The sequence below is a fragment of the Mesorhizobium sp. M8A.F.Ca.ET.161.01.1.1 genome (assembly GCF_004792105.1).
Taxonomy (GTDB): domain Bacteria; phylum Pseudomonadota; class Alphaproteobacteria; order Rhizobiales; family Rhizobiaceae; genus Mesorhizobium.
In genome coordinates, this window is the sequence record NZ_SRTD01000025.1 from 1 (window position 1) to 24097 (window position 24097).

26 protein-coding genes and 1 pseudogene are annotated in these 24097 nt (G+C 62.4%); 12 read left to right on the forward strand and 15 right to left on the reverse strand.

Going from position 1 to position 24097, the window contains the following annotated elements:
* Window positions 1–118, forward strand: a pseudogene (locus EN804_RS32185) (IS630 family transposase); the annotation flags it as partial.
* Between the two features lie 47 nt (window positions 119–165).
* Here the strand turns inward: EN804_RS32185 and EN804_RS32190 are convergent.
* The 3 genes from EN804_RS32190 to EN804_RS32200 form a co-directional block, all read right to left on the reverse strand.
* Window positions 166–1104, reverse strand: coding sequence for a GlxA family transcriptional regulator (locus tag EN804_RS32190; RefSeq protein WP_348630721.1), 939 nt, complete (start codon window positions 1102–1104; stop codon window positions 166–168).
* 404 nt (window positions 1105–1508) lie between these two features.
* Entirely contained in the window at window positions 1509–1643 is a 135-nt protein-coding gene (locus EN804_RS38755; RefSeq protein ID WP_135922121.1) for a hypothetical protein, read from the reverse strand.
* A gap of 350 nt (window positions 1644–1993) precedes the next feature.
* Window positions 1994–2179 (reverse strand): hypothetical protein, encoded by a 186-nt coding sequence (locus EN804_RS32200; protein ID WP_127280941.1) that lies wholly within the window; start codon window positions 2177–2179, stop codon window positions 1994–1996.
* Window positions 2180–2398: 219 nt separating this feature from the next.
* On the opposite strand from EN804_RS32200, the gene EN804_RS32205 reads away from it, so the two are divergent.
* A complete protein-coding gene (locus EN804_RS32205; RefSeq protein WP_015317416.1) occupies window positions 2399–3298 on the forward strand; it encodes a LysR substrate-binding domain-containing protein in 900 nt (299 codons plus the stop codon).
* On the opposite strand, the gene EN804_RS32210 is transcribed toward EN804_RS32205, so the two are convergent.
* The 9 genes from EN804_RS32210 to EN804_RS32250 form a co-directional block, all read right to left on the reverse strand.
* The gene (locus EN804_RS32210) at window positions 3299–4279 is read right to left on the reverse strand and encodes an alpha/beta hydrolase (RefSeq protein WP_135922122.1); all 981 of its coding nucleotides are present in this window, start codon (window positions 4277–4279) and stop codon (window positions 3299–3301) included.
* A 232-nt stretch (window positions 4280–4511) separates the two neighbouring features.
* A complete protein-coding gene (locus EN804_RS37445; protein ID WP_167531375.1) occupies window positions 4512–4697 on the reverse strand; it encodes a hypothetical protein in 186 nt (61 codons plus the stop codon).
* Between the two features lie 178 nt (window positions 4698–4875).
* Entirely contained in the window at window positions 4876–7005 is a 2130-nt protein-coding gene (locus EN804_RS32220; protein ID WP_135880616.1) for an ASKHA domain-containing protein, read from the reverse strand.
* Complete coding sequence (locus EN804_RS32225) at window positions 6956–7930, reverse strand: methyltetrahydrofolate cobalamin methyltransferase (protein ID WP_135866672.1); 975 nt, start codon at window positions 7928–7930, stop codon at window positions 6956–6958. Before EN804_RS32225 ends, EN804_RS32220 begins: the two co-directional genes overlap by 50 nt.
* A gap of 80 nt (window positions 7931–8010) precedes the next feature.
* On the reverse strand, window positions 8011–9102 hold the full coding sequence (locus EN804_RS32230; protein ID WP_127278052.1) for a methylenetetrahydrofolate reductase: 1092 nt from the start codon (window positions 9100–9102) through the stop codon (window positions 8011–8013).
* Window positions 9099–9695, reverse strand: a complete 597-nt coding sequence (locus EN804_RS32235; protein WP_135922123.1) for a methylenetetrahydrofolate reductase C-terminal domain-containing protein — start codon at window positions 9693–9695, stop codon at window positions 9099–9101. The genes EN804_RS32230 and EN804_RS32235 overlap by 4 nt, the downstream gene beginning before the upstream one ends.
* Window positions 9688–9990, reverse strand: coding sequence for a virulence factor (locus EN804_RS32240; protein ID WP_127871527.1), 303 nt, complete (start codon window positions 9988–9990; stop codon window positions 9688–9690). The genes EN804_RS32235 and EN804_RS32240 overlap by 8 nt, the downstream gene beginning before the upstream one ends.
* A 202-nt stretch (window positions 9991–10192) precedes the next feature.
* Entirely contained in the window at window positions 10193–10975 is a 783-nt protein-coding gene (locus EN804_RS32245; protein WP_127278055.1) for a formyl transferase, read from the reverse strand.
* A gap of 101 nt (window positions 10976–11076) precedes the next feature.
* Window positions 11077–11652, reverse strand: coding sequence for a DUF4893 domain-containing protein (locus EN804_RS32250; RefSeq protein ID WP_135922124.1), 576 nt, complete (start codon window positions 11650–11652; stop codon window positions 11077–11079).
* Between the two features lie 120 nt (window positions 11653–11772).
* On the opposite strand from EN804_RS32250, the gene EN804_RS32255 reads away from it, so the two are divergent.
* A complete protein-coding gene (locus EN804_RS32255; RefSeq protein ID WP_135922125.1) occupies window positions 11773–12693 on the forward strand; it encodes an NAD(P)-dependent oxidoreductase in 921 nt (306 codons plus the stop codon).
* A gap of 5 nt (window positions 12694–12698) precedes the next feature.
* On the opposite strand, the gene EN804_RS32260 is transcribed toward EN804_RS32255, so the two are convergent.
* Window positions 12699–13328: a DUF1638 domain-containing protein gene (locus EN804_RS32260; protein WP_135880611.1), complete on the reverse strand. Its 630-nt coding sequence runs from the start codon at window positions 13326–13328 to the stop codon at window positions 12699–12701.
* Window positions 13329–13382: 54 nt separating this feature from the next.
* Here EN804_RS32260 and EN804_RS32265 point away from each other — a divergent pair, with 54 nt between their 5' ends.
* A complete protein-coding gene (locus EN804_RS32265) occupies window positions 13383–13520 on the forward strand; it encodes an entericidin A/B family lipoprotein (protein ID WP_019858698.1) in 138 nt (45 codons plus the stop codon).
* 82 nt (window positions 13521–13602) lie between these two features.
* On the opposite strand, the gene EN804_RS32270 is transcribed toward EN804_RS32265, so the two are convergent.
* Entirely contained in the window at window positions 13603–14301 is a 699-nt protein-coding gene (locus EN804_RS32270) for a B12-binding domain-containing protein (protein WP_032930649.1), read from the reverse strand.
* Window positions 14302–14590: 289 nt separating this feature from the next.
* On the opposite strand from EN804_RS32270, the gene EN804_RS32275 reads away from it, so the two are divergent.
* The 8 genes from EN804_RS32275 (at window position 14591) to EN804_RS37450 (ending at window position 22986) form a co-directional block, all read left to right on the forward strand.
* Window positions 14591–16165, forward strand: a complete 1575-nt coding sequence (locus tag EN804_RS32275) for a trimethylamine methyltransferase family protein (protein ID WP_127278059.1) — start codon at window positions 14591–14593, stop codon at window positions 16163–16165.
* Window positions 16166–16307: 142 nt separating this feature from the next.
* The gene (locus tag EN804_RS32280) at window positions 16308–16757 is read left to right on the forward strand and encodes a hypothetical protein (protein ID WP_127278060.1); all 450 of its coding nucleotides are present in this window, start codon (window positions 16308–16310) and stop codon (window positions 16755–16757) included.
* The gene (locus EN804_RS32285; RefSeq protein ID WP_127278061.1) at window positions 16754–17434 is read left to right on the forward strand and encodes a 4Fe-4S dicluster domain-containing protein; all 681 of its coding nucleotides are present in this window, start codon (window positions 16754–16756) and stop codon (window positions 17432–17434) included. Before EN804_RS32280 ends, EN804_RS32285 begins: the two co-directional genes overlap by 4 nt.
* Window positions 17435–17538: 104 nt before the next feature.
* On the forward strand, window positions 17539–18270 hold the full coding sequence (locus EN804_RS32290) for a dienelactone hydrolase family protein (protein ID WP_135922126.1): 732 nt from the start codon (window positions 17539–17541) through the stop codon (window positions 18268–18270).
* Window positions 18271–18372: 102 nt separating this feature from the next.
* The gene (locus EN804_RS32295; protein WP_135922127.1) at window positions 18373–19551 is read left to right on the forward strand and encodes an NAD(P)/FAD-dependent oxidoreductase; all 1179 of its coding nucleotides are present in this window, start codon (window positions 18373–18375) and stop codon (window positions 19549–19551) included.
* Between the two features lie 123 nt (window positions 19552–19674).
* Entirely contained in the window at window positions 19675–20235 is a 561-nt protein-coding gene (locus EN804_RS32300) for an RNA polymerase sigma factor (RefSeq protein WP_135922128.1), read from the forward strand.
* Window positions 20236–20237: 2 nt separating this feature from the next.
* A complete protein-coding gene (locus tag EN804_RS32305; protein ID WP_135922129.1) occupies window positions 20238–22364 on the forward strand; it encodes a VWA domain-containing protein in 2127 nt (708 codons plus the stop codon).
* A 352-nt stretch (window positions 22365–22716) separates the two neighbouring features.
* A complete protein-coding gene (locus tag EN804_RS37450; RefSeq protein ID WP_167531374.1) occupies window positions 22717–22986 on the forward strand; it encodes a hypothetical protein in 270 nt (89 codons plus the stop codon).
* A gap of 17 nt (window positions 22987–23003) precedes the next feature.
* On the opposite strand, the gene bmt is transcribed toward EN804_RS37450, so the two are convergent.
* On the reverse strand, window positions 23004–24026 hold the full coding sequence (bmt, locus tag EN804_RS32315) for a betaine--homocysteine S-methyltransferase (RefSeq protein ID WP_167531384.1): 1023 nt from the start codon (window positions 24024–24026) through the stop codon (window positions 23004–23006).
* Window positions 24027–24097: the final 71 nt, after the last annotated feature.

The window sequence follows — 24097 nt, forward strand, 5'->3', positions numbered from 1 at the left end:
CCAGAAGCGAACCATCGAGGAAACTTGGCGTCACATCGGCCACCTCGTCGAAACCATCGAGGCAGCCGAATGCAAGAACTACTTCGAAAACGCCGGATACGCTTCCGTCAAAACATGAAACGCTCTAACCGCTCACGGTTCGGTCGTCCGCGCGTATGGTTTGGGTCAGGCCGCCAGCAATTGCTTGCGGTCGACGCGCTCCTGCTGCGGCGAGCGGGCATAGAGTTCGCGGTAGCATTTCGAGAAATGCGAGGCCGAGACGAAGCCGCAGGCGACCGCCACCTCGACCACCGGCATCGACGACTGGATCAGGAGATGCCTTGCGCGGTCGAGGCGGATTTCGAGATAGTAGCGGGCAGGGGAGCGTCCCATCTCGGTTCGGAACAGGCGCTCTATCTGGCGGCGCGACAGGTCGACATGGTCGGCGATCTCGATCAGCGACAGCGGCTCGGACAGATTGGCCTCCATCAGTTCGATGATGGTCAGCACTTTCGAGTTCTGCACGCCAAGCCGGGCGCGCAGCGGCAGGCGCTGGCGGTCGGTCGGGCTGCGCACGCGGTCGGTCAGCACCTGCTCGCAGACGCGGTTGACGAGGTTCTCGTCGAAATCGTCGCCGATCAGCTTCAGCATCATGTCGAGCGCGGCGGTTCCGCCGGCGCAGGTGTAGATGTTCTGGTCGATCTCGAACAGGTCGGCAAAGACATTGGCTTTCGGGAAGGCCTCGGAAAAGCCCGGCAGGTTTTCCCAATGGATGGCGCAGCGCTTGTTCGACAACAGCCCGGCGGAGGCGAGGATATGCGCACCGGTGCACAGTCCACCCACCGCGACGCCGCGATTGTATTCCTCACGCAGCCATGCAAAGGCCGACTTGTTCTGGTAGCGTTCGACATTGATGCCGCTGCAGACGATGGCCATGTTGGGACGATCCGGCCCCGCCATCTTCTTGCGTTCCTCTTCCAGCGAGGTGTTGACGGCGCATTCGACGCCGTTGGAGGCGCGCACCGGCTTGCCGTCGATGCTGGCAAGGCGCCAGCGATAGGCCTCGTAGCCGAGCATCCGATTGGCGGAGCGCAGCGGGTCCAGCGCGGTCGCAAAAGCGATCATGGTGAAATCGGGAACAAGGAAGAACACAAACGACCGCTTGATCGGATGCTTGACGGCGTTCACGGGGAACCTCATCTGGCCATGACGCGAACAGGATGTCGCGAATAGCATAGCGTCATCAGGAAAAACCATTCCTGTCAATCGGCTAGGTGGCTTTGGCAAGATTAAATTTGCGACATGGGTCGCAAATGGACAATCGCCGCGCGGTGCTGCTCAAACCAGGCCACCGTCAGGTTGTGAAAAGACGATGGAAGCGCAACAAAATAAACGCCGCCTCGGCGGACCGAAGCGGCGGCAGTCAACTCTGAAGCCGTGGCAGGGGAGCGCGGCTCTGGAGGTATTTTGTGTTTCTATGCAGTCCCGAACGGAAAACCGTTACACGATTTTCCTGGAACTAGTCTTATTCAGACGACGAAGCCGAGGCGCGCCGCAGCCATGGCGCCGGTCTGGCCAGGCATGGTCTTGGCGAGGCGCTGACGCTCGAGCGCCGTGGTCAGGTTCATTTCGCGGCGGGCGAAGAGGCGGGCAAAAAGCTTCATGATCATCTCCAATCGGTTGCTCAGACGGGTCGCCTTCGCTTGATGGAGTGGGGCAGCTCGTTTGCTGACGGTGATATAGGCTTGTGTGAGCGGAAACTAAATCGCAAAAGCGAAGCGCTTGATATGAAAAGCGACACCAAATGCGACAAATTTGGGCAGAGTGAAGCTGTCGTGCCCAATTTTTACGAATATTTACAGACGGTTAGCTTCAAAAACGAGCTGCTATGCGGCTTGCTCATATGCGCCATGCAGCGGCGGCATGGCTCCTGAATTCGTTTGAATACAAATAAAATAGAGAAGGCCTGCCGGGCGGTTTGCGCGGCAGGCCTTCAGCACGGGGTACACACGATCTACTTTGCTCCAGCCCAGGATCCGACGCCATTGCGAATGCCGGTCTTGGCGTCGGAAGCTTCCGGCCAGCCGATATCTTTCTGCAACTCGATCGGCAGGGAACGGATGGCGCGTTCGGTCTGGTAGCGGGCGCGGGCCGCGTTGAATTCGGTCGCGATGCGGCCGAGGGACGACAGGATAGACATTTCGATCTCCTTTGCAGCGGCGCGGGAGGCGCCGGCAATGCGTTACGTCAGGTCTGTTTCAGCTTCATTTCATGCCGAATGCAGGTCTGCGCCGTGGTCGTTTGGTGACCGCTTTTGGCAGCATGCTGCTTCGATGGAGTTGACTATGCTCCTGATCTGATGTTCAATCAAACGAAATGGAATGATGCTTTGTATCAGAAAAATTGAAGGCTGATCGCCATGAACGCCCCACTCAATCATCCGCTGCCGCTGCTCGACCTCGACGTTTTGCGCACTTTCGTGGCGATTGCCGAGACCGGCAGTTTCACCACTGCGGCCAATGCGGTGTTCCGCACGCCGTCGGCCGTCTCCATGCAGATCAAGAAGCTGGAGGATATTCTCGGCCGCTCGGTGTTCGCGCGCGATGCGCGTTCGGTAACGCTGACCACGGACGGCGAAATGCTGCTCGGTTATGCCCGCCGGCTTTTGTCGATCAACCGCGAGGTGGTGTCGAAGTTCATCATCCCCGATATTGTCGGCGTTGTGCGGCTGGGCTCCCCCGATGACTATGGCGAGCGCGTGCTGCCGCATGTGCTGAAACGTTTCGCGCAGTCGCATCCCTCGATCGCCGTCGACGTCACCATCGACCAGAGCAGCAATCTGCGCCGCCGCATGGACGACCGGGCGCTCGACATCACGCTGTTGACGAACTCGTACAAGACCAGCGCGCTCGGCGCCGAGGTGCTTTTGACCGAGCCGATCGTGTGGGCCGGCGCCAAGGGTGGCTGCGCGCATCTGCGCGAACCTTTGCCGGTTTCGCTTTGGGAAGAAGGCTGCGCCTGGCGGGCCGGTGCGCTCGAGGCATTGGGCCGCGAGGGCCGCAATTACCGCGTCGCTTACATGAGCGCCCATACGGCCGGCCAGCGCGCCGCCATCATGGCCGACCTCGCGGTCGCGCCGCTGCCGCGTTCGTTCCTCGGCAATGACATGGTCGAACTCTGCCCGAAGGACGGCATGCCCGATATCGGCACTTACAATCTTGCCATGGTGGTGGCGCCGGACGCCAGCGCGCCGGTCAAGGCCGTCGCCGACCACATCCGCGCGACCTTCGAAGTGTTCCGGGAAACCGGCAAGTTCTGATTATCCGGGATACCCGGACTGGAGGTGCTGCTCTGCGGCCTCCGCGGAGGGCGCCTTGAACCTTGCCGCCGTGCCTTGAACGATCGGCGAAGAGCTCTCGCGCAGGAAAGCAACGATGTGTTGGCGCGCGCGCCGCGCTTCCGGCATGTCAATCAGCGGCCAAACGTGGAACATGCCTTCCTCGTAGACCAGCTCCACCTCGACACCGGCGGCGCGGGCTTTTTGTGCGAAGATCAGATTGTCGGGTGTGAGAAGATCGCGGGAGCCCGTGAGGAGCAATGTCTTCGGCAACACCGACAGATCGCCATAGACCGGGCTGATGCGCCAGTCTGCCGGATCCATGCCGGCACTATAGAGCCGGATTGCCTCCCGCCCGCCGGCGATGCCCAACCATGGATCGTTTCGCTCCGCCTCGAACACTTCGGGGTTTGCGAGCGAGACGTCTAGCCCGGGTGAAATCAGCACATGGCGCGAGGGTAGGGGCAGGCCCCATTCCGCCGCCATCATGGTCAGTACCACCGCCATGTTGCCACCCGCGGAATCGCCCATGAAGATGATCTCTTCCGCCTCCGTCTCCTCGATCATCTGGCGATAGACATTGCCGACCATGCCGAACATGGCGTGGAAATCGTGTTCCGGTGCGATGGGATAGATCGGCACGGTGATGCCGTAGCCCAGCCGGTCGGCCATATCGGCGATCAGATACCAGTGATAGAGCGTGATCTCGAAGACATAGGCGCCGCCGTGCAGATAGAGAATCCGCTTGTGCTCTCCGGCCCTGGGAGCGATTTCGTAGACCGGGAAACCGTCCACGCTGCGCGTCTGGATGTCGTAACGCTGCTGCAGCGCGGCCGGTGGATGGTGATCCTCGGTTTTGCGCGCGGCCGCGATCCAGCGCCGCAGGTTTTCCGGGCTGGAAAAGGCCTGCTTGCGGCTGTGCCTGAGCACGAAGGATACGACGTGGCTTTTCAAACTTGGCATGCGGAGACACGAACTTCGGCGGCAGCCGACTAAGAGAATTCCCCCTCCAAGCGAAGATCGTGCCTTGGCCGAAAATGTCAAGATTTACGCTGTGCCCACACGCTGGTGTGATCCGCGCGCTGTCGTCGGCGCCGCGGCAAAAGCGCCGCGCGCAATCGGTTGCTGGTGGCCACCGGGGATGTGCGAGATCCCCGGCGGATGCCGAGCAATTTGCATTTGTCGGCGAACGTCATCAGCGCGTCGTACCCAGAAGCAGCGAGGCGAGCGTCACCTGCGGATCGTTCGGCGGCGATGCCGGCCAGCCGATGTCCTTCTGGACATGCGCCGGCAAGCTGTTCAGCGCGCGGATCGCCTTGTTCCTGGCATGGGCTTGCCTGATGGTCACACCGAAGCGGCCGAGATTTTCGAACATCGACATTTTCATCTCCCTTGAAGAACGGCGGTGGCCAAGGACTATCCTCGGCCGCCGTTCGATGCGGGGTAAATGCGCCTGCCATGTATCGGATGGATTTCGCGGAAGCAGCGTTTCGGTTTCCGGATCGGTTCGATCCGGAAACATTTGCATACAAATGAAATCGAGGGAGGGGCCGGCGGGCCTATTCGCGGCTGCGCCGTGCCGCGTGGCCCTCGCGCGAGCGCCGGCGCGGCGCGGCGTCGCCGGCGATGCCGTCCTCGCTCACCGTCTTGCGTGGCGGCAGTTTCACCGCCGCCGACAGTTTCGGGAACGGATCGACCTTGTTGGGCAGCGCCATGGCGTAGACGAAATGCTCCTGGAATTTCGGTTCCAGCGCTGTCTCGATCTTCTCGATCTGGCTCACCGTCTCCTCGATCTCGCGGCGGTAGCCGCGATTGAGCAGCGCCATCCGCGCGCCCGCACCGGCGGCGTTACCGACGGCCGAAACCTTGTCGAGGTCGCAGTCGGGGATCAGGCCGAGCACCATGGCGTATTTCGGATCGATGAAGGAGCCGAAGGCGCCGGCGAAATGGATGCGGTCGACATGCTCGGTGTTCTGCTTTTCCATCAACAGCTTGGTACCGGCATAGAGTGCAGCCTTGGCAAGCTGGATGGCGCGCACGTCGGTCTGGGTGATGGTGATCTTGGGTTCGCCTTCCTTCAGCACGTAGGAGAAGGTGCGGCCGTTGGCGACGACGCGCGGCGAGCGCGCGGCAAGCGAACCGTCGACGACACCGTCCTCCGAGATGATGCCGGCGAGATACATTTCCGCGACGATCTCGATGATGCCGGAGCCGCAGATGCCGGTGACGCCGGTCGCCTGCACGCTGTCGAGGAAGCCGGGTTCGTCGGACCACAGTTCCGAGCCGATGACGCGGTATTTCGGCTCCAGCGTGTCGGGATCGATGCGCACGCGCTCGATGGCGCCGGGCGCTGCCCGCTGGCCGCCTGAGATTTCGGCGCCTTCGAAGGCCGGGCCGGTGGGCGAGGAGGCAGCCACGACACGCGCGCGATTGCCGAGTACGATCTCGGCATTGGTGCCGACATCGACGATCAACATCATCTCGTCCTGGCGATGCGGGCCTTCCGACAGCGTCACCGCCGCCGCATCGGCGCCGACATGGCCGGCGATGCAAGGCAGCATATAGAGGCGCGCGCCCTGGTTGAGCTTGAGGCCGATATCGGATGCCTTGATGCGGACCGCGCCGGAGACCGCGAGCGCGAAGGGCGCGCCACCAAGCTCGGTCGGATCGATGCCGAGGAACAGATGATGCATGATCGGATTGCCGACGAAGACGGAATCCAGGATGTCGTTGCGCTGGACGTTGCCTTCGGCGCAGACCTTGTCGACGAGGCTGGAGATCGCCTCGCGGACAGCAACCGTCATGCCTTCGCGGCCATCCGGGTTCATCATCACATAGGAGACCCGGCTCATCAGATCCTCGCCGAAGCGGATCTGCGGGTTCGACGTTCCGGACGAGGCAGCGACGCGGCCAGACAGCAGCGACACCAGATGCATGGCGATGGTGGTCGAGCCGATGTCGCAGGCCAGGCCATAGGCCTCGTTCTTGAGGCCCGGCCATAGCGCGATGACGCGCGCTATGTCGCTGTCGGCATCCTTGTGGATGGCGGCGGTGGCGGTCCAGTTGCCCTTGCGCAATATGCCCTGCACCTGAGGCAGCAGGTAGAAGTCGAATTCGAGGTTCTTGAGGCCCCAATCCTTCATCAGCGCGATCTTGAGCCGGTCGAGATCGCCCAGCGGCTTATGCATGTCGGGCTCTTCGATCTCGACATAGCACATGCGGATTGCCGTATCGCGGGCGATCACCCTGGTGTCGGCATCCTTGCGGATGGTCTGCGCGTTGATGACAGTGTCCTGCGGCACGTCGATGACGAGATCGCCGAGGATCTGCGCCGAGCAGGAGAGGCGGCGCCGTTCGGGCAGGCCGCGCACGCGTTCGTAGCGCTCTTCCTTGGGGCCTTTGGGCGAGATGTGGTCGTTTGAAGAGGTGATCTTGTGCTTGGCGAAATTGCCTTCCTGCACCTCGATCTGGCAGCGCCCGCAAGTGGCGCGCCCGCCGCACACGCTTTCGACATAGACGCCGAGCTGACGCGCGGCGTCGAGCACGGGCGTGCCGACAGGGAACCGCCCGCGCTTGCCTGACGGCATGAACAGCACGAGCGGATCGGTAATGTTTGCAGGTGAATTCACGATTGCGCGCTTATCCCCGGCCCATCCGGGCTTCACGGCCACCGCGCCGGCGGCCGCCATTGCCGCCGCCTTCGCCCGGCGCATTGACCGCTGTTGGCGCCGCCACCGGATGGCCGCCTTCGGCCGGCTTGTAGTCCTTGTAGGTGCGGATCCAGTTGGTGCAATTCTCGTCGGTGCCGTTGAGCACGTTGGCGCCGCGCACGGCTTCCATTTCCTGCGGCCGCACCGGGTTCATGATCGCCGAGGTCATGCCGGCGCCGATCACCATCGGGATGAAGGCGGCGTTGATGCCATGGCGGTGCGGCAGGCCGAAGGAGATGTTGGAGAGGCCGCAGGTGGTGTTGACCTTGAGCTCCTCGCGCAGGCGGCGCAGCAGCGCGAACACCTGGCGGCCGGCATCGCCAAGCGCACCGATCGGCATGACCAGCGGGTCGACGACGACGTCGTGCGCCGGAATGCCGAAATCGGCGCAGCGCTGCACGATCTTCTTGGCGACGGCGAAGCGCACGTCCGGATCCATCGAAATGCCGGTCTCGTCATTGGAGATGGCGACGACGGGCACGTTGTATTTCTTGACCAGCGGCAGGATGGCCTCGAGTTTCTCCTCCTCGCCGGTGACGGAGTTGACCAGCGGGCGGCCCTTGGCGACCTTCAGCGCGGCCTCGATCGCGGCGGTGACGGAACTGTCGATCGACAGCGGCAGATCGACCAGGCCCTGGACGATTTCCAGCGTCTGCACCAAAAGACCAGGTTCGGTTTCGTTCGGGTTGACCGAGGTGACGCCGGCATTGACGTCGAGCATGGTGGCGCCGCAGGCGGCCTGCTCCAGCGCGTCCTTGATGACGGTCTCGAAATTGCCAACCACCATCTCGGCGGCGAGCTTCTTGCGGCCGGTCGGGTTGATGCGTTCGCCAATCACGCAGAAGGGCTGGTCGAAGCCGATGATGATTTCTCGTGTCGCCGAGGCGACGATGGTCCGGGTCATGAAATCTCTCCGTCGTGATATAAAGAGTTCTTTATATCGTTATCTCTTGTCGATCAAGCGAATGGTGCGTTCCGCGCGGGTCAATGCGCGGTCTTCACCATGTCCACCTGGGTTTCTGTAATATCTTCGTGCAGGATGCGGTCCAGCCGGTCGGCGACCATCTGGTCGTCGCGGCGGATTTCACGCTTCCATGGCTGGCGGCCCTTCAGCACGCCCGATTCATCGACGATCTCGGCGACATATTCCTCCTGGCGATAGGCCATCACATGGATGCCCGAGACACCGGGAATTTCCTTCACCTCGTTGATGATGTCGGTGCAGAGCTGCTTGCCTTCCTTCTTCTGGTCCTGGGCGCCTTCCAGCCGCTTGATGACGGCATCCGGAATATGGATGCCCGGCACGTTGGAGCGGATCCATTTTGCCGTCTTGGCCGAGGCCAAGGGGCCGACGCCGCACAGGATGAACACTTTCTCGGTGTGGCCGAGATCGCGCGCCTTCTGCATGAAGGTCTTGAACATCGGCACATCGAAGCAATACTGCGTCTGCACGAACTGCGCACCGGCGGCGATCTTCTTGCCGAGATGGATCGGGCGAAAGTCGAAGGGCGGCGCGAACGGGTTGACGGCAGCGCCCAGGAACAGCTGCGGCGGCGTCGTCAGCTTGCGGCCGGACAGAAACTTGCCGTTGTCACGCATGATGCGGCAGGTCTCCAGCAGCGACATGGAATCGAGATCGAACACCGGCTTGGCGCCCGGCTGGTCGCCGGCCTGGACGCCGTCGCCGGTCAGGCACAGCATGTTGGCGACGCCCATGGCAGCGCCGCCCAGCACGTCGCCCTGGATGGCGATGCGGTTCTTGTCGCGGCAGGCGATCTGCATGATCGGGGCGTAGCCCATGCGGGTCAGCAGCGCGCAAATACCAACCGACGACATGTGGCAGTTGGCGCCGGACGCATCGACGGCGTTGATGGCGTCGACCCAGCCGTCGAAGATCTTCGCCCTGTTGTAGACATCCTCGGGATCGGCGCTGTCGGGTGGGTTGAGCTCGGTGGTCACCGCGAATTCGCCGCGCCGCAGCACGCGCTCCAGCCGGCCGCGCGAGGTGTGGCCGGGCAGGGGATCGAGCGGCAGGTGAATGCCGGCTGGGTTCTCGTCACGCTGACGGCCGGTCATGCGGCGGCTCCGGTCTTTGGCGCGGCGGCGGCTTCGCGGGTTGCCGCCGCCTGCGCGGTGACGCGCAGCCAGGCCGAGGTTTCGCGCAGCGACTGGTCGACCGGCTTCTGCACGGTGAGGATCCTGTCGGAGTTGACCATGTTCTGCGAACCTTCCCAGGCCTTGACCCAGACGCAGGGCATATTGGGCTCGACCTCGCAATTGCCGTTGGCGCGCACGCCGCCGCAAGGGCCGTTGCGCAACTGCTTGGGGCAGTTCATCGGACAAGACATACCGGTGGAGGACAGGATGCACTGGCCGCACATGCGGCAGTCGAACATAAAGCCCTTGACGCGCTTCTCGATGAATTTCACCGGGGCCTCGACGCGGCCATAGCCGATGCCTTTCCACAAGGGATGCAGCAGCAGGAACATGTCGGCGAAGCGGGCATAAAACCATTCGAGCAGGCGCGAGTGCCGAATGGACCATAATCTCACCGCGAACGAGCGCTGCACGCGGCGCTGCGGTGAGACGTCGGCCGGCTTGTAGTCGGATTTCGGCGCAGCCTTCTTGACCAACGTGGCTTGGGTAACCGTCGGGTTCTCGTCAGACATTTTCTTTCCCGCCCGCCTTGACCAGAGCGACCAGCCGCTCGCGGTCGTATTTCGCGTCGAGCTCGTGGAAAGCCTTTTCGACCTCGGCTTCGAGATCGTCACCGACCGGAACCGGTTCGGCCTTGCGCCATTCGGCGAGATAGTCGTCGGTGCCACCGGCGCCGGTGCGCATGGCGCACATGTCGATGGCTTCGGTGAAGCGCAACGGCAATTCGCGCTTGGCGTTCTGCCGACCTTTCCTGACGATGACCTGGGCAGGGATGTCGCGCCAGTAGACGACGATAAGATCGGCCATGAATTCTCGCTCCTCGATATTCCGAGCATTGCCGCAAGCGTCGTAAGGCTGCTTGTTATGGGACGACGCGCGCGCATTCAAAAGCGACGCATTTGGATGTCGTAAAATGAAAGGTGGGTTTATTCGTTTGCGACCCATGTCGCGACGGGGTCAATGCAGTGGTATGGCGGCGGAGTTTGCGCTGTTTGCGGGGCTGGATGCGTCACCAGATGCCGGTTCTCAGCCCTGTCCAGACGTAGAACCAGATCGTTGGGTGGTACCACTGTTTCGATGGCAGCCCTGGATCGAATGTTGCGAGTTTTCCGGCCAGCGCATCGCTGACCGCCTCGACGCAGATGTCGCGCGAAAACGCCGCCTGGCGCAGCGCATAGCTAGAGATGGTGTCGCCTTGTTTGGGCTTGCCGCGCACCTGCTTCAACACGCCGCCGGTGTCGACGCCCGCATCGACCAGATGGACGGTCGTGCCGAAATTCTGCGGATCGCCTGACGTCAATGCCCAATAGCCGCCATTCATGCCGCGGTATTTCGGCGTGATGCCGGCATGATAGTTGAGTACCGGGCAAGGCATTTTGGCCAGCATCTCCCTGGAAATCAGCCTGCACCCGTTCAACAGCACGACGCCGGGCTTGATCGTCTCGATCGCCTGCAGGCATTCCGGCCCGTTGGCGGATTCCACATGGACGATGACCTGGCCTTGCCGAGGCTCCGTTTCAAGCTTCTCCTCGGAAATCAACCGGGCGGCGTGTTTGACGTTGAGCCGTTTGCCAAGCCTGCTCAGCACCATGGTGCCGAGCTGGCCCATGGCGGAGATCCAGCCCTGGCGTCGGGCGCGGCCGCGCAGCAATTGTTTTTTAGATTCAGGGATTTCGAGGACGACGGTGACAGGACCGACGCGGTCGGCGAGATCGTTGATCATGGCCCAGACATGCGCGCCGCCGCCGGTGACGACTACAATCGGTCGCGGATTGGATTCCGACGCTGCCATTGATCTTGCCATGCTCCAAGGACCGGCTGACGTGGCCGGACCTTAGGGCAGGCGGGTTAATCCTTGGTATGCCGGAAGCCTTACCGGGGCATGAAGACCGGTCAGCGTTTGAACTCCATGATGTCGAGCTTCGATTCGTAGTAGGGCGCGGGGAATTCGATGCGCCATTCCTTGGCGCTGTTGCGGAAGGCGTAACCGACCTGGTCGGTTTGCGGACCGCTGCCATAGGGCTTTGCCCGGTCGTCGTTGACGGAGCCGGAGCCAAGATAGATCGAGCGCTTGTCGCCATCGTCGAAGAAGCGGCCCCGGGTGCGCTGCGAACCGCTGATCTTTTCCAGCCGCCAGCCGGAGCCATCATCGGTGACCCTGCATTTGAACCAGCCATAGATCACGAGTGGGCTCAGTCCGCCGACCTTGATCGTGCGGCACCGCCAGTTGCCGGTGAGATCCTTGTCGGAGAAGGCGACGAGCGGCTTGGCCAGCAGCGCGTCGAGTTGCTTGACCTCTGCGGGGTTGCCCGCCTTTGCCTCGGCGAGTGCCGCCTTGCGGGTGTCGCCATATTTGTCGAGCCGCGCCTTGTCGGCGGCGGTGATCAGCTTCTGCACTTGACCGTCGGCAAGGGCAGGCAAGGTGCAGCAGAGCAGGCCGACAACGGCAAGCAAGGGGCGGAGGTTCATCGAAGGATTCCCTGTTTTGTCTGGAACGGCGCCGCTGCCGCCTGGTGCATAACTTACCGGGTCGCTGGCGCCTGTCATCCGTGCTTAACAGCGTCACGGTCGAAATTCATGGTGTGACGAATGCGAATCTTGCTTACGGGGTCATCGGGTTGGCTGGGAAGCGCGTTGGCGCCGCTCCTGCGTGGGCTTGGACATGACGTCACCGGCCTCGATCCCGTTCCGTCGGCCGAAACGCGGATCGTCGGTTCGATTGCCGACCGTGACCTCGTCATGCGCGCCGTTGAGGAAAACCGGATCGAGGCCATCATTCACAGCGGCGCGCTGCACAAGCCCAACATAGAAAGCCATGCCAACAGCGATTTCATCGCGACCAACGTGCAAGGCACGCTAAACCTGCTCGATGCGGCGGTGGCGGCCAATGTGCAACGCTTCGTCTTTACGTCCACAACCTCGCTGATGATCTCGCAGGCGATACGCGACGGCTTCAAGGGCGGTGCGCGCAGGGCGGCGTGGCTGACGGAAGCGATGTCGCCCGAGCCGCGCAACATCTATGGCCTGACCAAGCTCTCGGCCGAACATCTTTGCCGCCTCTACCATCTTCAGCATGGCCTGCCGGTGGTCGTGCTCCGCACGGCCCGCTTCTTTCCCGAAGCCGACGACATGGCGCATGCGATCGAACAGTCGGACGCCAACACCAAGGCGAACGAACTGCTGTTTCGGCGGCTGACGGTGGACGACGCGGCGCGGGCGCATGTCGCGGCATTGGAGAACGCGCCGGAGCTCGGCTTCGACATCTTCATCGTCTGTGCGCCAACGCCGTTCCAGCCCGATGATTGCGCGGACTTGATCGCTGACGCTCCATCGGTCGTGGCGCGTTATTATCCCGAATTTCCCGCCCTCTATGCGCGCAAGGGCTGGACGATGTTTTCCTCGATCGACCGGGTCTATGACGCGTCGCGGGCTAGGGACAGGCTGGGTTTTGCCTGCAGGACGAGCTTTGCCGACGTGCTGACGGCGCTGGCGGCGGAAGAAGCAGCCTGACGCCTTCAGGCGTTTGTTGCGGCCCGCGCCAACTCCGGCTTCAGATCGCCATAACCGGTCGAGCGGCGCTCGTAGGCGAGGCCGAGCAGAGCAGCGGCTTTTTCCGCGACGTTATCGAGTTCAGGATCATCGGTCTGCGCCAGATAGATCAGTCTCTCGTAGTTGCCGAAATAGTCCTTGATCAGCTCCGGGTGCTTGTCCAGGCCGAGCGGCTTCATGAAGAAGGCATCGAACTGACGGCACAGGAAGTCGGTCATGTAGAAAGACATCATGTCGTCGTCGGCGACCTTCGCATAGGCGTCCATGCCTTGGTAGAAGGCGAAGCAATGCGGGCCGGCCATGCGCTCGACGCCATGCTTTTCCAGCACACGGTCAAGCAGGCCGCCCGTACCGCAATCGGCATAACCGACGAAGATATGTTCGTAACCGTCCGCCTTGGCCTTCTCGATGGCCTTGTCCATGGCCGGCGCGATGCGGTCTGGATAGAAATGAAATTCCGCCGGCAAACAGGTCAATTCCAGGTGGCTCAGCCCGAGCTGTTCCTTGACGGCCAATACCTCACGCGCAATCATCCCGCAGGCGATGACGAGCAGCCTGTCTGTCTGATTCGGTTTGGTTTTTTTCGTCTTGACCAAGTAGAACCGGCTTTCGCTGCGGGGCTAATCTATCTGTCGAGGGAGACACCGTCCATGAAACTGCTACGCATTGCGCCGATCGCCATCCTTGCCTGCGCGCTTGCACTCACGGCCTGCGCCAACACCATTCGGGGTGTCGGCAAGGATGTCAAATCGACGGCGAGGGCGGTCAAAGACACCGTCGCCAATTGATCGGCAGCCGCGTCCCTCATCTGGGAACAAAAAAGCCGCGCTGCAAGGCGCGGCTTCCTTTTCGTCGTCCCGATGCCTTGGATCAGGCCGAAGCGCGCACGTTGTGCTTGCGCTTCATGAAATCCTTGGCGGTCTCGACCGCCACCGCCGCGTCGCGGCAATAGGCGTCGGCGCCGACGGCCTTGCCGAATTCCTCGTTGAGCGGCGCGCCGCCAACCAGCACGACATAGTCGTCGCGGATGCCCTTTTCCTTCATCGTGTCGATGACGACCTTCATGTAGGGCATGGTGGTGGTGAGCAGCGCCGACATGCCGATGATGTCGGGCTGATGCTGCTCGATCGCATCGAGATACTTCTCGACCGCATTGTTGATGCCGAGGTCGATGACGTCGAAGCCGGCGCCTTCCATCATCATGCCGACGAGGTTCTTGCCGATGTCGTGGATGTCGCCCTTGACGGTGCCGATCACCATCTTGCCCTGCTTGGGGGCGCCGGTGGCGGCGAGCAGCGGACGCAGGATGAACATGCCGGCCTTCATGGCATTGGCCGACAGCAGCACTTCGGGAACGAACAGGATGCCGTCGCGAAAATCCTCGCCGACGATACGCATGCCTTCGACCAGCGCCTCGGTCAGCACCTTGTAAGGAGCCCAGCCGCGCTCGAGCAGGATGCGCGTGCCTTCCTCGATCTCTTCCTTCAGACCGTCATAGAGATCGTCGTGCATCTGCTGCACCAACTCGTCGTCGGAAAGTTCAGAAAGGATGATCTCGTCGTCGGACATTTTAATCCCAGCTCCTCACGGCATCGCGACTGTGTCGCAAGGCACAAAATAATGGCGTTCATACCTAACCCGCAACGGGCGGGTATCCATAGCTGATTTGCGACTTCCCGCAAAAGGAAAGCGACTGGAAAATCTATCGGATTTCTTGTCGATTTTGCGACAGGCGTTGGCGCGGACTGGCCGTTTCGAATAGGGTGCATGGCTACGATCCGGCGAAAGCCGCGCCATGCGGCCGCAACGGTTACGGACCGGCCATAGTCAGGCAGGCCATATTCAGGGAAGAGCGATCATGAGCGAACACGCGGCAGTCGACCAGGAAGCGTCCAACGCGCGGCGTGGGCGCGGCGCCAGCGGTGGAGCGGCGGCCCGCCGGGCCGCGCGTTCCGGCGGCGGTCCCGGCACCCAGCTCACCTACATCAAGCGCAAGATCAACGTCTACGAGGTGCTGAACGAGGAAGGTCTGGCGCTGATCGAGAAGAACACCGACACGGTGCTGGAAGAGATCGGCATCATTTTTCGCGATGACGCGGAAGCGCTGCAATTGTGGAAAGAGGCCGGCGCCGACGTCAAGGGCGAGCGCGTGCATTTTCCCAAGGGGCTCTGCCGTTCGCTCTTGAAGACCGCGCCATCCATCTACACCCAGCATGCCCGCAATTCGGAGCGCTCGGTGCAGATCGGCGGCAATGCGACCGTGTTCGCACCGGTCTATGGTCCACCCTTCGTGCGTGATCTGGACGGCGTCAGGCGCTATGCGACGATCGAGGATTTCCAGAATTTCGTGAAGCTCGCCTATATGGCGCCGTCGATCCACCATTCGGGCGGCACGGTGTGCGAGCCGGTCGACGTGCCGGTCAACAAGCGCCATCTCGACATGGTCTACGCGCACATCAAATATTCCGACAAGCCGTTCATGGGTTCGGTGACCGCGCCGGAGCGCGCCGAGGACACGGTGGCGATGGCCAAGCTGGTGTTCGGCGACGACTTCGTCGAGAACAACACGGTGCTGACCAGCCTGATCAACGCCAACTCGCCGATGGTGTTCGACGAGACCATGCTTGGCGCCCTGAAAGTCTATTCGCGGCACAACCAGGCCTGCATCGTCACGCCGTTCATCCTCGCCGGCGCGATGAGCCCGGTGACGGTGGCCGGTACGCTGACGCAGGTGCTGGCCGAAGTGCTGGCCGGCGCATCGTTCACGCAGCTGATCCGTCCGGGCGCCCCGGTGCTGTTCGGCACCTTCGCCTCGTCGATATCGATGCAGTCGGGCGCGCCGACTTTCGGCACGCCGGAACCGTCGCTGGTCTCCTATGGAGCAGCGCAACTCGCCCGCCGCCTCGGACTGCCGTTCCGTACCGGCGGCTCGCTCTGCGCGTCCAAGGTTCCGGATGCACAGGCAGCCTATGAGAGCGCCAACACGCTGAACTCGACGATTCTCGCCGGCACCAATTTCGTGCTGCATTCGGCCGGCTGGCTCGAGGGCGGGCTGGCGTCCTGCTACGAAAAATTCATGATGGATATCGACCAGCTCGGCATGCAGCAGAAATTCTGCGAAGGCGTCGACCTGTCGGAAAACGGCCAGGCGATGGATGCCATCCGCCAGGTCGGCCCGGGCAGCCACTATCTCGGCTGCGACCATACCCAGGCCAATTTCCAGACCGCCTTCTACCGCTCGTCGATCGCCGACAACAACTCCTATGAGCAGTGGCTGGCCGAAGGCCAGAAGACCGCCCCGCAGCGTGCCAACGATCTCGCCCGCCGCTGGCTGGAGGCTTACGAGGCGCCGCACCTTGATGAAGGCATCGACGAAGCCCTGAAGGACTTCATCGCCAAGAAGAAAGGGTCGATGCCCGACGCCTTCACCTGAAAGGAGCCCGAGTCAGGCGGGGCTAAAGTCGCCAACATCATCCACAAGGAAGTCTGGCGGAGCGCGTTCTCCGATCCGGACCGGAAGGGATGATTCTTGCCGACGCCGCCGCTATTCTCCGGGCGGGCGGTCGGAGATCGAGATGGGTCGAAAGGCATTGAGGGGGATCGCGGCTGATGTCGCCGCGTCATTCATCAGCCGCAACAACGACGCCGATGGTTATTGGGCCATCGGCAAACTTCACGCGCACGCACGAGAGCACTCTACGGCCAAAATCCTGATTGACTTATCAGGCCAGTTATCAGGTACGTTGTCGGAATTCGCTTCGATAGCCGCCAAATACCGGTCAATGATCGAAACTCAAACTGCCGCAAAGGGTCTTCGGGTTTGTTCTAGCCAAATTGAAATTGAGTTCGATCTCCCGAAAACCAGGCAGTGCTCGGCGGACGAAACCGGATACACGTGCGCTGTGATGATCGTTGACGACCGAGGGCAAGCTTGGATTCGCAAGGTCTACGGCTGTTCTCACCCGCACGATCCAAAACGAGAGCGACGCAGTTCGCGAGCTAAAAGCGAAGCTGAAGCCCGATGATCCGTAGCTATGATCATCTCAGCGGGGCCCTGGTCCGATATGGACTAATTGTCCGCGGCGGCTTCAATTTCGTCGATGGCGAAGACGTTCCCCTAGGCTCATCAGGCGTCCCAGCCAGGTCGGTGCTGCTGGTCGGGCAGGCGGGCGCGGCGCCGTGGCCGCACTTCCTGCGGTGGCGTGAGAAGCAGCCACCGTCCGCCATCAATCCGCTCGACACATGGTCGCGCGCGGTCATCGGCGCCGTTGCCGACGATTTCGGCGCGCGCGCTGTGTCGCCTTCGGACCGCCCGTATCTGCCGTTCCAGCGATGGGCGATGCGGGCCGAGGGGCTGAAACCGTCGCCGCTGGGGATCCTGATGCATCCGAAATATGGGCTCTGGCACGCCTATCGCGGCGCATTGCTGTTCGATCGGGAGATCGCGACCCCCGAAGCTGACGCAGCGATTCACCTTTGCGACGCATGCATCGAAAAACCCTGCCTAAAGTCCTGTCCAGTCGGCGCCTATTCGGTGGACGGCTTCGCGCACCAGGCGTGCCTGGCGCATGTGCGCGGCACGGATGGTGCGCCTTGCCGTGCCGGCGGCTGCCTCGACCGCAACGCCTGTCCCTACGGCGCTGAGCATCGCTATCCGGCCCATGTCCAGGCTTTCCACATGGCGGCGTTCGCCGGAGTATAGGCATTCCTCCGAACCGCACGGAAACTTGACCGAGATCGGCAGGTTGCGGCTTGCCCTGGCGGGCGGCGCGGATATCTATCGCCTGGCAACCGGCGGAGCGCGCAATGACGAAGCAGGACATCGAGATCAAGACCCTGGACGGCACGGCGAAGGCACGGCTGTTTCGTCCAGCCTCGCCCGCCAGGGCCGGCATCATCATCTACATGGATATTTTCGGTCCGCGTCCGGTGCTCGACCAGATGGCCGAGCGCCTCGCGGGGCATGGCTATGCCGTGCTGGTGCCCGATCTCTTCTACCGCTATGCGCCGTATGGCCCGTTCGATCCCAAAACCGCCTTTGCCGAGGCAAAGACCAAGGCCCTGCTGTTGATGCTGAGCGGCGGCACGACGCAGGGCATGACCATCCGCGACGGCAGCGCCTTCCTCGATGCTCTGGCCGCCGAGAGGATCGCCGGACCTGTTGGTGTCGTCGGCTATTGCATGGGCGGCGCGCGGGCGCTCAACGCCGCCGCGACCTATCCCGACAGGATCCGGGCCGCCGCCAGTTTCCATGGCGGCAACCTCGCCAGCGATGCCGCCGACAGTCCGCACCGCAAGGCGGCTTCCATCAAGGCGCGCATCTATGTCGGTATGGCGGGCGTCGACCGGAGCTTTCCGCCGGAACAGTCGACGAGGCTGGAAGAGGCGCTGCGGAATGCTGAAGTCGACCACACGATCGAGAATTATGTCGGCATGGCGCATGGCTGGTGTGTGCCCGACCATAGTGTCTTCAATGCAACCGGTGCCGAGCGGCATTGGAAGCGATTGACGGATTTGTTCGCCGAAACGCTGGTCTGAGCCTTCGCCACCCTGTTGGCCGCGCGCCACATTGGAGGTATCAGGCGGGATGACCGGCTCGCCCGCTAAAGCGGCGCGGGTCATGCGGGATCGATCAGCCTGATGCAATCCTATGATGTCGTGATCATTGGCGCCGGCGCCGCCGGATTGATGTGCGCCGTGGAGGCCGCCAAGCGCGGCCGTTCGGTGCTCATCCTCGATCATGCGGCGGCACCTGGCGAAAAGATCCGCATCTCCGGCGGCGGTCGGTGCAATTTCACCAACATCCATGCGAGCCCGAAGAATTTCATCTCGAGGAATCCGCATTTCTGCATCTCGGCGCTCAGCCGCTATACGCAGCGCGACTTCATTGCGCTCGTCGAACGCTACGGCATTGCCTATCACGAGAAGACACTGGGGCAGCTTTTTTGTGACGGCTCGGCGCGCCAGATCATCGACATGCTGGTCTCGGAAATGCAGGGCAGGGGCGCCGAGCTGGTATTGTCGACTTCAGTTGAAACTATCGACAAGACCGAGGAAGGGTTTGAACTCAGGCTCTCCGCCGGCTCGGTCTCTTGCCGGTCCCTGGTCGTGGCCTGTGGCGGCAAGTCGATCCCCAAGATGGGCGCGACGGGCTTCGGCTACGAGCTTGCCGATCGGTTTGGCCTTGCCGTCGTAGAAACACGGCCTGCCCTGGTGCCGCTGACCTTCGATGCAAAAACGCTCGATCGGCTTTCGCCCCTGGCCGGGAACGCCGTCGACGCCGAGATTGCCTGCGGCAGGGCGCGGTTTTCCGAGGCGATGCTGTTCACGCATCGCGGCGTAAGCGGGCCATCCATCCTGCAAATCTCCTCCTACTGGCGCGAGGGTGATGAAATCCGCATCGCCATGCTGCCGGGCACGGATGTGGCTGAGCTCGTCCGCGTCGCCAAGCGCGGCAATGGCCGGCAAGCGGTGCAGACGGTGCTGGCAAATCACTTGCCGAAACGGCTTGCCCAGGCGATAGCCGAGCGAACCGGACTCGACGGCAATCTTGCCGATCTTTCCGAGGCCCAGATCAAAACCATCGAGGCCGCGGTCAACGACTGGCGCATCAAGCCAGCCGGGTCGGAGGGCTACCGTACGGCGGAAGTGACGCTCGGCGGGGTGGACACCAACGGGCTCGACCAGAAGACCATGCGGGCGAAATCGATACCTGGTCTGTTCTTCATCGGCGAGGTCGTCGACGTCACCGGCTGGCTCGGCGGCTATAATTTCCAGTGGGCATGGTCGTCGGGCTGGGCGGCGGGCCAGGCGTGTTGATATTCAGGTGAGGCCGGCCTGACCTGAATCTCAACCTGCCCCTAGCTGCAAAAGGCCCTGTTCGAAAAAAATCTTTCCATCACCCCAAGGATTAGCCATTAGCCTTCGTCCAACAGGCAAATGATGGCGATGATGCTGGATGAGAGCGAAGCCTCCGACGCCGAACTGATCGGGTGGGCGAAGGGCGGAGACAGGGGGGCCTTCGGCAAATTGCTGGAGCGTCACTACGACTTCGTCTATCGCGCCGCCTATCGCTGGTGCGGCAGGAAGGCCGATGCGGAAGACATCGCCCAGGAAGTCTGCGTCCGGCTCGGCAAGGCGATTCGCGACTATCGCGGCGGCGGCGCGTTCACGACATGGCTCTATGCCATGACGATGAACGCCGCGCGCGATATGATGCGCAAGACCGTGCGCGAGACGGTCAAGACCGAGGCCTATGGCGTCCATGCGCTGATTTCGGGTGAGGCCCCGGCCGAGAGCGAAGACCCTGCCGAAGCGCTGTGGGCGGCGGTGCGGCAATTGCCGGACAAGCAGCGCGATGCCGTGATGCTTGTTTATGGCGAAGGCTTGAGCCATGCGGCTGCCGCCGAGGCGATGGCGATCTCGGAGACGACGGTTTCCTGGCACATCCATGAAGCGAAGAAACGGCTGAAGACGTTGATGCGTTCAGCCGGGGAAGTGTGACCATGGTCGACGACAACGAACTCAGAGAGCTGCGCGACGCAGCAATACCCGCACCCGGCGAGAGCGCGAAGGCGCGTGCCTTCGAGGCCGCCCTGCGCGCCTACGATCAGGAAAATATTTCCGCCGTCACCCAAGGATCGGTCGGCGGCCTTCGTCTCACAGAGCGAGCACAAAAGCTCTGGAGCAAGATCATGCAAAAGAAACTCATTGCCACGCCGGCCCTTGCCGGGCTCGTCGCCCTGCCGATCGCCGGATACGCCACCTTCCATATGCTGAGGGAACAGCCGTCGCCGTTCGGCGGCGACGAGAAGATCACCGAGACGCTGGCCGACAAGCCGGCAACGCTAAAGCCGACCGGGGCGGAGGCGGATTCGAAGCAGGCTCCCGCCGAGCCGGCCAAGGACAAGAAGGCCGACGCGGATGTCGATAGCCGCGACGCCACGGAAGTTCTGGTCGCGCCGACCGCGCCGCCGAAATCCGAATCCACAATTGCCGGCGGAACCGCACAGAAGGATGCGCTGGGGCGCGGCATAGTGGCCGAGCCGGCACCGCCGGCGCCGCGCGGCGAGTTCGCGCTGGATGGCACGACAAACGCACCCAATGCCGCGCGGGTCGACCGCATGCAGAGCGCAGAATCCAAGCTGATGGTGCAGCAGCAGCCGGCGGCCATCCCGGCCGACCAGATCGCGCCGCAGGAGGAAAACCGCGACCGCGTCCAGGATTTCAAGACCAATCCGGTGCACGCCGCATTGGAAGACCCGGTCTCGACCTTTTCGATCGATGTCGACACCGCTTCCTATTCCTTCGTACGCGGCTCGCTGAAGCAGGGCTACCTGCCACAGGCCGATGCGGTCCGCGTCGAGGAGATGATCAATTACTTCCCCTATGACTGGAAGGGGCCGGACTCGGCATCGACGCCGTTCAACTCGACCGTCAGCGTCATGCCGACGCCGTGGAACGCGCACACCAAGCTGATGCATGTCGCCATCAAAGGGTTCGACATCAAGCCGACCGAGCAGCCGAAGGCCAATCTGGTCTTCCTGATCGATGTCTCGGGCTCGATGGACGAGCCGGACAAGCTGCCGCTGCTCAAATCGGCATTCCGCCTGCTGGTCGGCAAGCTGAAGGCCGACGACACGATCTCGATCGTCACCTATGCGGGTGACGCCGGCACCGTGCTGATGCCGACAAAGATTGCCGAGAAGGACAAGATTCTCAATGCCATCGACAAGCTGCAGCCCGGCGGCTCGACGGCAGGTGAGGCCGGCATCAAGGAAGCCTACAAGCTTGCCCAGCAGTCCTTCATCAAGGACGGCGTCAACCGGGTGATGCTTGCCACGGACGGCGACTTCAATGTCGGCCAGACCGATGACGACGACCTGAAGCGCCTGATCGAGAGCGAGCGCAAGACCGGCGTGTTCCTGTCGGTGTTCGGCTTCGGCCGCGGCAATCTGAACGATGAGATGATGCAGAACATTGCTCAGAACGGCAACGGCACCGCCGCCTATATCGACACGCTGGCCGAGGCCGAGAAGGTGCTGGTCGAGGACGCGTCCTCGACGCTGTTCACCATCGCCAAGGACGTGAAGATCCAGGTCGAGTTCAATCCGGACAAGGTCTCCGAATATCGCCTGATCGGCTACGAGACGCGGGCGCTCAACCGCGAGGATTTCAACAATGACCGCGTCGACGCCGGCGATATCGGGTCGGGCCATTCGGTCACGGCGATCTATGAGATCACGCCCAAAGGCAGTGGCGGCGAGCAGATCGATCCGCTGCGCTATGGTCAGGCCACGGTCAACAATGGCGGCGTTGCCAATGCGGATGAATATGCCTTCGTCAAGATCCGCTACAAGCTGCCGAACGAGGACGTCTCGAAGCTGATAACCACGCCGGTGACCTCGGCCAACGAGGTGGCGTCCTTCGACCAGGCGAGCACCGACCAGCGCTTTTCCGTCGCGGTGGCGGCCTTCGGCCAGAAGCTGCGCGACGAGGATGCGACCGCGAAGTTCGGTTACGACAAGATCATGGAGATTGCCACTGCCGCCCGAGGAGCCGACCCGTTTGGGTACAGGTCCGAGTTCCTTTCGCTTGTGCGCCTTGCCTCGGCGCTGGGCGGTAACCGGTAGTGGCGATGAAGGCCGGTTTCTTTCAGATGATGGGATCGTTCTGACAGCCGGCCCACGGGCGGGTGAGGCAGGCCGGCGAGGGATACTTTCCCTTGCCGGCCTTTTTTTCGGATCTGTTGATATTCAGGTGATGCCGGCCTGCAAACAGTGGCTTCCTGCGCTTCCGGTGCTCACGTACTTAAGTACGCTCCGCTCCGGTTCTCGAAAGTCACTGTTTTCGGCTCGGCCTGACCTGAATCTCAACAGATCCTAGGGCAGCGCGCCGGATCGTTAAATTGCGCTGCATTTCCGGTACCGGATAGCAATTTCCTCTCGCTACACCGGTCATGTCTAAGGCTTGAGGGAGCCGGAATTGCAGATCAGAACCATCGCCAACTCGACTCCGCCGGCACGGGATGCTTCGGCGGTTTCATCAGCCCCGTCAGCCGAATCCAGACGCATCAGCGATGATGTCGCGCAGGCGCGTCACACCGCCATGTCGGCGCTGACCAATGACCGCTTCCGCGCCATGCTGGAGCAGATTACCGATCCGGGCGCGTCGGGTGTGCTGGCGACAATGCGCGGCGACAATGTCGTCGATTTCAGGTCGGCGCAGTCGAGCTACGCCGACAACAGCGAATAGCCGCAAAAGAAATCGCGTCAGGCCCGGCCGCGCCGCCGCTCCCGGCGGGCTTCGCTGGTCTCGGCGGTGTTTGCCGTCGCCACCTTGTTGCGCATCGGACCGATGCGCTCGACGATCTTTTCGACCGTCGGACGATCCGCCTTGGTATGGGCGTCGAGCGCCTTGCGCATCGCCGCCAGATGCTGAAACGAGGTGCCGCAGCAGCCGCCGATGATTTTGGCTCCACCATCCACGGCCAGCCGGACATAGTCGGCCATCAATTCGGGCGTGCCGGAATAGTGGATTTCGGTGCCACGGAATTCGGGGATGCCGCAATTGCCCTTGACGATGACGGTCGCCTCCGGCTTCGCCTGCGTCATATCGAGCAGCGAAGCCAGGATGTCGGAGGCGCCGACGCCGCAATTGGCGCCAACGCCGAGCGGCGCCTGCGACAGGCCGTCGGCGACGCCGTGGATATCTTTCGGCAGCAGGCCCATCATGGTGCGGCCGGCGGTGTCGAACGAGCCGGTATAGGTGTAGGGCAGGCCGACGCGGATGGCGGCCTCGGCGGCGGCGCGGATCTCGTCGGGCGCCGACATGGTCTCGATCCAGGCGACTTCGGCGCCACCTTCCTTGAGACCCTCGATCTGTTCGGCAAAGGCGTCGACCGCCTCGTCATAGGTCATGGCGCCAAGCGGCACCAGCAATTCGCCGGTCGGGCCGACCGAACCGGCAACGATCACCTTGCGGCCGGCCTTGTCGGCAACAGCGCGGGCGATCTCGGCGGCGCGTTTGTTCAGCGCATGGACGCGATCCTGCGCATGATGCAGCTTCAGCCGGTGGCGGGTGCCGCCGAAGGAGTTGGTCAGGATGATGTCGGCGCCGGCGTCGACGAAATTCTGGTGCAGACTGGTGATGGTGTCGGGCGCGGTTTCGTTCAGCAGTTCCGGCGCCTCGCCGGCCTCCAGGCCCATGGCGAACAGATTGGTGCCGGTGGCGCCATCGGCCAGCAGCACGCCCTTTTCAGCCAGCAGGGCTTCGATCGGATTGCTCGTCGTCATCGGATTGGCTTTCATGTCTTGAAATTCGAATAAGGATATAAAGAAGTCTTTATGTCTAGTCAATGAAATTG